10 protein-coding genes and 1 tRNA gene are annotated in these 9,260 nt (G+C 64.7%); 5 read left to right on the forward strand and 6 right to left on the reverse strand.

Features of this window, described 5'->3' with window-relative positions:
• The 3 genes from VGD20_RS20935 to VGD20_RS20945 all read left to right on the forward strand — a co-directional run.
• The coding region (locus VGD20_RS20935; RefSeq protein WP_331136301.1) for a DUF2271 domain-containing protein at nucleotides 1–262 on the forward strand (262 nt) is incomplete at its 5' end.
• Nucleotides 263–281: 19 nt separating this feature from the next.
• Complete coding sequence (locus VGD20_RS20940) at nucleotides 282–1,115, forward strand: DUF4198 domain-containing protein (protein ID WP_414714607.1); 834 nt, start codon at nucleotides 282–284, stop codon at nucleotides 1,113–1,115.
• Between the two features lie 92 nt (nucleotides 1,116–1,207).
• Entirely contained in the window at nucleotides 1,208–2,074 is an 867-nt protein-coding gene (locus VGD20_RS20945; protein WP_331136303.1) for an FAD:protein FMN transferase, read from the forward strand.
• On the opposite strand, the gene VGD20_RS20950 is transcribed toward VGD20_RS20945, so the two are convergent.
• From VGD20_RS20950 to VGD20_RS20965, 4 genes are all read right to left on the reverse strand, one after another.
• Complete coding sequence (locus VGD20_RS20950) at nucleotides 2,071–2,754, reverse strand: Fe2+-dependent dioxygenase (protein ID WP_331136304.1); 684 nt, start codon at nucleotides 2,752–2,754, stop codon at nucleotides 2,071–2,073. The genes VGD20_RS20945 and VGD20_RS20950 overlap by 4 nt on opposite strands.
• Nucleotides 2,755–2,850: 96 nt before the next feature.
• Nucleotides 2,851–5,175: a TonB-dependent receptor gene (locus VGD20_RS20955; protein WP_414714606.1), complete on the reverse strand. Its 2,325-nt coding sequence runs from the start codon at nucleotides 5,173–5,175 to the stop codon at nucleotides 2,851–2,853.
• Nucleotides 5,176–5,342: 167 nt separating this feature from the next.
• Nucleotides 5,343–6,065 (reverse strand): TonB family protein, encoded by a 723-nt coding sequence (locus VGD20_RS20960; RefSeq protein WP_331136306.1) that lies wholly within the window; start codon nucleotides 6,063–6,065, stop codon nucleotides 5,343–5,345.
• A 46-nt stretch (nucleotides 6,066–6,111) separates the two neighbouring features.
• The gene (locus tag VGD20_RS20965; protein ID WP_331136307.1) at nucleotides 6,112–6,981 is read right to left on the reverse strand and encodes an alpha/beta hydrolase; all 870 of its coding nucleotides are present in this window, start codon (nucleotides 6,979–6,981) and stop codon (nucleotides 6,112–6,114) included.
• Between the two features lie 107 nt (nucleotides 6,982–7,088).
• Here VGD20_RS20965 and VGD20_RS20970 point away from each other — a divergent pair, with 107 nt between their 5' ends.
• Nucleotides 7,089–7,880: an SDR family oxidoreductase gene (locus VGD20_RS20970; RefSeq protein ID WP_331136308.1), complete on the forward strand. Its 792-nt coding sequence runs from the start codon at nucleotides 7,089–7,091 to the stop codon at nucleotides 7,878–7,880.
• Between the two features lie 60 nt (nucleotides 7,881–7,940).
• On the opposite strand, the gene VGD20_RS20975 is transcribed toward VGD20_RS20970, so the two are convergent.
• Nucleotides 7,941–8,015 (reverse strand) — tRNA-Val (locus VGD20_RS20975).
• Nucleotides 8,016–8,086: 71 nt separating this feature from the next.
• Nucleotides 8,087–8,464 (reverse strand): cell cycle two-component system response regulator CpdR, encoded by a 378-nt coding sequence (gene cpdR / locus VGD20_RS20980; RefSeq protein ID WP_054587920.1) that lies wholly within the window; start codon nucleotides 8,462–8,464, stop codon nucleotides 8,087–8,089.
• A gap of 192 nt (nucleotides 8,465–8,656) precedes the next feature.
• Between cpdR and VGD20_RS20985 the strand changes: the two genes are divergently transcribed.
• A partial coding sequence (locus VGD20_RS20985; RefSeq protein WP_331136309.1) for an N-formylglutamate amidohydrolase occupies nucleotides 8,657–9,260 on the forward strand: 604 nt, incomplete at its 3' end.

A 9,260-nucleotide genomic window follows, 5' to 3' on the forward strand; every position in this document is an offset into this window, starting at 1 on the left:
CGCGGCGGGCCGTTCGATGACATTTCCCGCCAATGGCATCACCAGCGCGACGCGGGCGCCCGGCGCGCACAAGATATCATTCTCGCGTGCCCAGCTCGGCGCCGCCGCACCGGGCCAATATACGCTGGTCATCGAGGCGGCGCGCGAGGTTGGCGGCCGCGAACTCCTGCGTATCCCCTTTACCTGGCCGGCCAAGGCCGGCGCGGGCGGGCGTGCCGCCGGAACCACCGAACTGGGCGCCGTTTCGGTTGCCTTCCGCTAAGCAGAAAAGGGGCAGGATGATGAACAAGCGTTTTTCGGGTTTCGCCGCCGCCGCCGCACTTGCGGCGCTGGTTGCCGTTCCGGCTTCGGCGCATCGCCAGTGGATGATGCCGTCGTCGACGGTGCTGTCGGGCGACGATGTCTGGGTTACCGTCGACGCCGCGGTGTCGAACGATCTTTTCTATTTCGAACATCAGCCGATGCGCCTCGACGCGGTGAAGGCGTGGGCACCCGACGGCAGCGAAGCGACGATCGAGAACAAGGCGACGGGGCGCTATCGCAGCACCTTCGATGTCCATCTGACACAAAAAGGGACCTGGCGGATCGCTTCGGCGGTCGACGGCGTGATGGGCAGCTATGAGCTCAACGGCAAGACCGAGCGCCTGCCGCGCGGGACGACCACCGCGAATCTCGCCGAGCGCATTCCCGCTGGCGCGACCAATGTGAAAACGGCCGAATCGAACAACCGCAACGAGGTTTTCGTTACAGTGGGCGAGCCGACGACGACCTTGTTCAAGCCGACAGGGAAGGGGATCGAGCTGGTTCCCGTAACGCATCCGAACGACCTAATTGCGGGCGAGGCCGCGACCTTCCAGTTCCTGCTCGACGGCAAGCCCGCAGCGGGCCTGCCGGTCACGGTGATCCCCGGCGGCATTCGTTATCGCGACCAGTTGGGCCAGATGGACCTCAAGACCGGCGCGGACGGCAAGGTCGAGATCAACTGGGCAGAACCCGGCATGTACTGGCTGAACGTTACGACGCCGCAGGCCGAGCGCGAAGAGGGTGCCGCGGCGCCCGCGGCGCCGCAGCGCCGCGCGAGTTATGTCACGACGCTGGAAGTGCTGGCGCCCTGACCGACCGCGTCCTGATCCCCCGCGCGTTGACGCCCGCGGCTTTCGCCGGGCGCGGCGCGGGGGCGGCTATCGAAAGCTTCTCCGGGACCAGCATGGGGACGAGTTGGTCGCTGCAAGCGGTGTTGCCCCCCGCGGCGACCGCGCACGGCGTCCAGGCGGCGCTCGACATCGTCGTCGAGCAGATGAGCCAGTGGGAGGCCGAGTCCGACCTCTCGCGCTTCAATCGCGTCGAACCGGGTCTTTGGCACGCGGTGCCCGGCGAACTGGCGCATGTCGTCGAGGCGGCGCTGGCGATCGCACGTGCGAGCGATGGCGCCTTCGATGCCGGGCTTGGCCGCCTGACCGATGCCTGGGGTTTCGGTGGCGCCGGCCCGGTTGGGAATATCCCCAACGTAGCCGGCGCTGCGACGGGCCGGACTATCGATTTCGATCCGGCGACGCAAAGCATCCGGCGAAGCGCAGGCGCGGCGCTCGATCTGTCCGGCATCGCCAAAGGCTACGGCGTCGATCTGGCGGCCGAATGGCTGCTCGACACCGGCGTGCGGCACTTCCTGCTTGAAGTCGGGGGCGAATTGCGCGGCGAGGGGGTCCGCCCCGATGGCCAGCCGTGGTGGGTCGACGTCGAGATGCCGCCGACATCGTCGCTGCCCTCATGGCGCATCGCGCTGCACGACCTGTCGGTCGCGACGTCGGGAAATTACCGGCGCGGCTTTGACGTCGCCGGACGGCGCTATTCGCACAGCTTCGACCCGAAGACCGGCCGCCCGATCGTCAGCAACGTCGCGTCGGTCACCGTGCTTCACCGCGAGTGCATGATGGCCGATGGCTGGGCGACCGCGCTGACCGTGCTTGGTCCCGAGGCCGGCATCGCGCTGGCCGATGCGCAATGTCTTGCAGCCTGCGTGCTCGCGGGCGACCGCGAATATATCTCGCGTGCGTGGCGCGATATGCTCGGCTAGCTATCGGCCCAGAGGCGGAGCAGATTGTGATACACGCCGGTGAGTTCGATCACCGAGCGGTCCTTGCCGCCCAGTTCGCCCGTAAGGCGCTGCACCGCCCGGTCGAGGTCGAACAGGGTGCGTCGTTCCTCGGCATTGCGTACCATCGACTGAAGCCAGAAGAAGGAGGCGACGCGGTGGCCGCGCGTGATCGGGGTGACGCGGTGCAGGCTCGACGACGGATAGACGACAGCGTGTCCTGCGGGCAGCTTGACGCGCTGGACGCCATAATGGTCCTCGACGAGCAATTCGCCGCCGTCGTAATTTTCGGGCGCTTCGAGAAACACCGTAATCGACAGGTCGCTGCGCATCCGGAATTCGCTGCCGCGCTTGATGCGGATCGCATTGTCGACATGCGTATCGAATTCCTGTCCCGCACCATAGCGATTGAACAGCGGCGGATAGATACGCAGCGGCAGCGCCGAGGCGAAGAATAGCGGCGAGCGGCCGAGGGCCTCGAGGATCAAGCGGCCCGCCTGTTTGGCGGCGTCGCTGTCTTCGGGGAGCTGCTCGTTGTTCTTCGCGAGTGCTGCCTGATGGCCGGAGGTGGCATTGCCATCGATCCATTCGGCGGCATCGATGATCGCGCGGATTTCCGCGAGTTCTGCGGGCGACAACAGATCGGGAACGGCTATCAACATGGGCGGAATATCCCCTCGGCGATACCGGTCGGCGCTGCCACAGCTTTGGCCCGCGATCAATGCCGGGAGCGGGGCAAAGCCCGCTCCCGGACGGGATCAATATTGATACGACAGCGAGAAGATCGCCGCGCGCGCGTCACCCGGGGTCGCCCAGCCGTTGTTGCGGACGCGGGTGTAGTACAGTTCGTCGGTGAAATTCTTCACATTGACCTGTGCCTTCAGCTTGTCGGTGAAGCTGTAGGCGACATAGGCGCTGTGGACGAGATAATCGTTCGACCGGAAGACCGTCGGCGCGGCGAAGGTCGGCAGGTTCAGCGCGAAACTGCCCTGATAGGTCATGCTGTAACCGAGCGTGAGGCCGAAGGGGAATTCATAGGTGGTGAACAGGCTGCCCGAATGCTTCGGGGTCTGCTGGAACTCCGCTCCCTTGGCCGGGTCGGGCAGGCCCACCGCGACTGACCGGAGCAGTTCGCTGTCCAGATAGGTATAGTTTGCCGTAATCGACCATTGGGGAGTGATCTTGCCGATGACGCTCAGCGCGATGCCGTCGACGCGGGATTTGCCGTCGAGGACCTGGTCTGGCGTCGTGATCGGATCGGCCGACTGCACCTTATACTGGTTGCGTTCGTTGCGGAACGCCGATGCTGCGAGCAGCAGCTTGCCGCCTGCGACTTCAGCCTTGGCACCCACTTCGAAATTGCGCGCGCTTTCCGGATCGACATTACATGTCGCGACTGTGCAGGCGCCGTTGACCGCGCTGATCGACGGCGTTTTCGAATTGCCATAGGCTGCATAGAGCGTGACCGCTTCGACCGGCTTGTAGACGAGGCCGATACGATAGGAGAAAAGATCCGCCGAGTTGCGCAGAACCGGGCCGGTGACAAGCGCGCCCTGCGGCGTGGTCAGCGTCGCCGCGGCGCCGGTGTCGGTCCGATAATTGCCGCTGTTATGTTCCCAGCGCAGGCCGCCGTTGATCTCGAACTTCCCGATCTTCATCGCGTCGAACAGATAGACGGCGTAATTGTTGACCTCGCCGCGCTGCCGCCCGCTTTCGAAGAAGTTGACGGGTCCGGTGTAGACGTTGCTGCCATAGACGCGGCCGGGGCCGGCGGGGCCGGGTACGATCTCGTTCGGGTTGCCGAAGTTGATCAGCGGGAAGGCGGCATTGGCCACCGTGCCGTCGGCGTTGCGATAGATATTGCCGGTCGAGAGGAAATATTTCTCCCAGCTCGCCGAGGCGCCGGCGACCAGCGTGTGTTCGATCGCGCCGGTGTTGAACACCGCGCGCAGGTCGAGCTGGTTGTACATGATCTCGTTCGTCGAATCGCGCAGGTTCCCGCGTGGTCCGCCGATCAGGTAATAGCCGACGGGAACGTTGACGCTGCCGATACCGGTCACATTGACCGTGCAGCTGCCGCCCGTCGGCGTCAGGCCGTTCGCGAGACAGTAGGTGCCCTGCGGCGGACCGACGACGGTCAATTGCGAAACCTGCTGCCAGCGCGACAGGTTGCGGATCGATACCTGGTCGCCGAGTTCATGCTCGAAGGGCAGCGTCGCCTGGTCGACGGTGATGTCCTGCTTGTCGATGTTGCGATAACCGAAATAATCGCTGCGATTGACGCCGGGGAGCATGCCGCCGGCGATCGCGTAATAGGGCACGCCGTACTGCGGGATATTATCGTCTTCCTGATGCAGATATTGCAGCGTCAGGCTGGTCGGGCCGCCAATTCCCAGCGTGACCGATGGGGCGATGCCCCAGCGCTCGTATTTTTCGACGTCGCGGCCGGGGACATCATTCTTGTGCACCATCGCGTTGAGGCGGAAGGCGATGAAGTCGCTGGCGCGGACGTTGGCGTCGATCGCGCCGCGGTAATAATTGTCGGTGCCGATGCCGCCGGTCGCGATGATGCGCGTTTCGTTCAGCGGGCGCTTAGTGACGATATTGATCGAACCGCCGACCGATCCCGACCCGCCATAGACCGAGTTGGCGCCGTTGACGATTTCGAGCTGTTCCATGTTGAAATTGTCGGAGCGGTTATAGGCGCCGCTGTCGCGTACGCCGTCCTGCGTGATGTCGCTGCCCGCCGAATAGCCGCGCAGCGTGATCGAGTCGGCCGGGGGCGACCCGCCTTCGGCGGCGCCGAAGGTGATGCCGGGGACGGTCGAGAGCATGTCGCGCAGCGTCAGCAGATTCTGCTGCTCGATCGTCTCGCCGGTGATGACGGTCACCGTCTGCGGCGTGTCGCGCACCGAACGGGTCGACTTCGGCGATTCCTGCTGGGTCTGGTAATGCTGGCCGGTGACGATGATCTGCTCGCGCTCGTCGCGGCGATTCTGTTCGGTTTGCTGGTCCGAAGACGCATCGGCACCTGCGTCGGCCGCCATCGCGGGCGCGCTGATCAAGCTGCCTACGCACGACATGGCGAGAAATGTGGCAGACGACGGCTTTTTCACGGCTTTACCCCCTGTTTTGAGTTCATCTCGGGGGCGCCGCTATTGCGAATTGATTGCAGAGTCAATCTCTATTGAGAATTATTCGCATCAATGTCGCAATAGCTGCTGAATGTGCGCGATGATCGACAAAATGCCTACCGCCGCCGCTCGAGCCACCAGCTTTGCCGCCAGCCATATTGGCTCGCGATATTGTCGCCTGCGGCATTGGTTGCGGGTTTGAAGCGGAAACGCTCCTCGATCAGGCGGCATGTGGTTTCGTCGAGCGAAGCATCGCCGCTCGACCGCGTCACCCGGCACCCGCTGACGCGCCCGCTCGCCTCGATGGTAAAGCGGACCTCGACTTCGCCGCCGGCCTTCGCGCGGCTCGCTTCGCGCGGATAGTCGCGATCGCGGATCGTGCCGCTGCGCCAGACCGCCCTGGTTCCACCGCCTGTCCCGTTTCCCGCGCCGCCCGCCCCGGTGCCGTCGCCATGGCCGCCGGCGCCCGATCCGGGGCCGGGCGTCTGCGTCGCACCGGCCGACGCATCGTTCCCGATACCGGGGCGCGGTGCCGCCGTGACGGGTGGAACGATCGGAGCAAGCTTTGGCGGAGGGGCCGCGACCGCCGTGGCCCTGGCCCGTTTGTTGGCGGCCGATGCCTTGCCGCTGGCCCTTTCGCTTGCGGTTTTTGCCGGGACGACGTTCTCGCGCGGCGGCGGTGCCGGGATAGCGATGGCGGTGATCGCCTCGCTGGCCTTGCGGACGACGTCGAGATCGAGGCCGCTGGCAAGGCCCAGCCCGACCGCAATCGCGGCGACAAGCGCGGCACTACCGGAGACAACATGCTGCCGCTTTGAAATTTGCCCGGTATAGGCCATCGCGCCGCCTCTTATCGCGCGTCGTCGCGCGCAACCGGCCGCCTGCTTAGAGGAAATCGTCTAGCGTGGACATGAACCGGTCGAACTGGTCGTGGTGCAGCCAGTGGCCGGCATTTTCGAATTCGATCACCTTCGCCGTGTTGAAATACCGAAGCCGGCCGTCACCCTCGGGGTTCGAGGCCCAGCTGTTCGCGCCGTAAAGAAGCAGGGTGGGGCAGGTGATCGCACCCCACAGCGCGGCAATATCGTCCTGCGGCATGTCGAACGCGGGCCACACGTTGAGGTAATTGTCAAACTTCCAGCTCCACGTACCGTCCTCGTTGCGGCTGATGCCATGGATGGTCAAATGGCGCGCCTGTACTTCGGTCAGATAGGCGTTCTCGCCCATCATGCGTCCGAGTGCGTCTTCGAGCGTCGCATAGCGGCGCGGGGTGCGCCCGGCGGCCTGGCGCTTGTCGTCGATCCATTTGCGGAAGCGTTCGGCATAGCCTGCCTTCGCGCGCTCGGCGATGACCTTGGGCGAGGGGCCGAGCCCCTCGATCGCGACAAGCTTGCGCACATTTTCTGGATAGAGGCCGGTATAGCGGAGTGCGATATTGCCCCCCATCGAATGCGCGACGATCGACAGCGGGCCGAGGTCGAGCTGGTGGATGAGCTGCGCGAGGTCATAGACAAATGTGTCCATGGCGTAATTGCCATCGGGCGACCAGGCGCTGTCGCCATGACCGCGCAGGTCGGGCGCGATGATGTGATAGCGGCTTTGCAGCTTTTCGGCGACCCAGTCCCAGTTGCGGCAATGGTCGCGGCCGCCATGGACGAGCAGCAGCGGTGGCGCGCCGCGATTGCCCCAGTCGACATAATGCAGCTTCAGCCGCTGCGAGATGAAACTGTTCGAGGTGGGGCCGGCACTTGCCATCGGTTCGTCCTTGCTGTCTGTTCCAGTTTCAAAAGGCGACTGGTTGCGATCCGTCAACCCCGCATCGGCGCCTTCGAGGTTCAGAGATACGACAGGGAGAGGGAAGCATGACGACATTCCGGGACAATCTGCTCGCGGGCAAGACGGCGTTCGTTGCTGGCGGGACGAGCGGTATCAACCTCGGCATCGCCAAGCGTTTTGCCGAGCTCGGTGCAAAGGTCGCGGTCGCGGGGCGCGATCCGGACAAGGCGGCGCGCGCGGCGGCGGAGATCGGCAGCGGCGCGCTGGGCCTGTCGGGCGATGTCCGCGACTATGCGGTGATCCGCGGCGTGATGGAGCGGGTTGCGGGCGAGCTGGGCCCGATGGATATCGTGATTTCGGGGGCGGCCGGGAATTTCCTCGCGCCTGCGCTCGGCATGTCGGCGAACGCGTTTCGCACCGTGGTCGACATCGACCTCAATGGCACGTTCAACGTCTTTCGCGGCTGCCATGATTTGCTGAACCGCCCGGGCGCGTCGCTGATCGCGATCACCGCGGGCCAAGCGGTCAATGCATCGGCGCTGCAGGCGCATGCCTGCGCGGCGAAGGCGGGGATCAACCAGTTGATTCGCGTCCTCGCGCTCGAATGGGGTCCCGAGGTGCGCGTGAACGGGATATCGCCGGGGCCGATCGCGGACACCGAAGGGATGAAGCGTCTCGCGCCCGATGCGGAAACACGGCAGTCGCATTACGACCGGATCGCGATGAAGCGCTGGGGCAAGGTCGAAGAGGTGGCGGAATCAGCGGTGTTCCTGTGCTCGCCTGCCGCCGGCTATATCACGGGTACCATCCTCGATTGCGATGGGGGTAGCCAGATCGGCGATGCCTCGCGCGGCGATCTGGCGCGCGGGATGGCCTGAATACAGCCGGAAGCAGAAAGCAAAAACGCCGCCAACCCGTTCGGGTGGCGGCGTTTTTAATGGTGGGCGTGGCAAGGATTGAACTTGCGACCCCTGCGATGTCAACACAGTGCTCTACCACTGAGCTACACGCCCATCCCTTGGGGTGACGCGCCCCCTAATAGGCCGCGGGCGGCTTGGCAAGCCCTTCGCGTGCGTCCTTGTCGTTATTGTTGGCTCGACCGGTCGGCGCGGCCGAACAGATTGTCGACTTCGCGCACCAGATCCTTGAGGTGGAAGGGTTTCGAAAGCAGCTTCGCTTGGGGCACATTTTCCTCGGCCCGCAGCGATACGGCGGCAAAACCGGTGATGAACATGACCTGCGTCTGCGGCGCGACCTTTGCCGTATGCTGGGCGAGTTCAATCCCGTCCATTTCGGGCATGACGATATCGGACAAGAGCAGGTCGAACGTTCCCGAATCGATATAGGGGACGGCTTCGGTACCGCGATCGACCGCGGTGACATGGTAGCCGGCGCTGGTCAGCGCCCGCGCCAGATACTCGCGCATCACATCATCGTCTTCGGCCAGCAAGATACGAATCATTCTGAAATCTGTCCCCAGGTCCCGCGATGCGCCGGTTCCGGTCGGTGCACCCTCATCAAGAAATCGTCATAGCGTCAGAGATTTAACAAATTGACGCCGGGGTGCTGGATTCGTCCGGCTTTTTTTGCCACCCATCCGCCTATGTCGTCCCACACCATTCCGCTTGCTGCCATTGCTGTCAACCGGCCCGCGGTGAGCGGACCCGTGGTCGTGTCGGTGCCGCACGCCGGGCGCATCTATCCGCCCGGGATACTGGCGGCGGCACGGGTAGGCCGGCAGGATCTCGAGCGGCTGGAGGATAGCTGGTGCGATCTTGTGGCCGGCGGCGCCCGCGATGCGGGAGCTACGGTCGTCGAGGCACTATGGGCGCGTGCCGTTGCCGACTGCAATCGTGGCGAGGGACAGATGGCGCCGGGCGAAGTCGCCCTGCCGCTCCGAACGCAATTTTCGGCGCCGGGTCGCAAGGAGCGCGCCGGCCTTGGCGTGGTACCGACGCGACTTGCGGATTGTGGTCCGTTATGGAAGCGGCCGATCGACGCTGCTGCGCTGCACTGGCGGCTCGAATCCCTGCACCGGCCTTATCACGCGGCGCTGACTGACGAGCTGACCGCCGCGCGTGACCGGTTCGGCCATGCGATATTGATCGACCTTCATTCGATGCCGTCGATTCCCGCGGGGCAGCCCGGCCATGGCGCACGCATTGTGATCGGCGACCATTTCGGCGCTACGGCGGGCGAGTGGGTGGTCGATCTGGTGATGGCCGCCGCCGGGCGATTGAATGAGAGTGTGGCGCGCA

It is taken from the genome of Sphingopyxis sp., assembly GCF_036402335.1.
GTDB lineage: Bacteria > Pseudomonadota > Alphaproteobacteria > Sphingomonadales > Sphingomonadaceae > Sphingopyxis.

Excerpts from the sequence above, each read along its gene's own strand:
- VGD20_RS20940 (WP_414714607.1), top strand. The coding sequence starts at position 282 with ATGAACAAGCGTTTTTCGGGTTTCGCCGCCGCCGCCGCACTTGCGGCG.
- VGD20_RS20945 (WP_331136303.1), top strand. The coding sequence starts at position 1,208 with ATGGGGACGAGTTGGTCGCTGCAAGCGGTGTTGCCCCCCGCGGCGACC.
- VGD20_RS20950 (WP_331136304.1), bottom strand. The coding sequence starts at position 2,754 with ATGTTGATAGCCGTTCCCGATCTGTTGTCGCCCGCAGAACTCGCGGAA.
- VGD20_RS20955 (WP_414714606.1), bottom strand. The coding sequence starts at position 5,175 with ATGTCGTGCGTAGGCAGCTTGATCAGCGCGCCCGCGATGGCGGCCGAC.
- VGD20_RS20960 (WP_331136306.1), bottom strand. The coding sequence starts at position 6,065 with ATGGCCTATACCGGGCAAATTTCAAAGCGGCAGCATGTTGTCTCCGGT.
- VGD20_RS20965 (WP_331136307.1), bottom strand. The coding sequence starts at position 6,981 with ATGGCAAGTGCCGGCCCCACCTCGAACAGTTTCATCTCGCAGCGGCTG.
- VGD20_RS20970 (WP_331136308.1), top strand. The coding sequence starts at position 7,089 with ATGACGACATTCCGGGACAATCTGCTCGCGGGCAAGACGGCGTTCGTT.
- cpdR (WP_054587920.1), bottom strand. The coding sequence starts at position 8,464 with ATGATTCGTATCTTGCTGGCCGAAGACGATGATGTGATGCGCGAGTAT.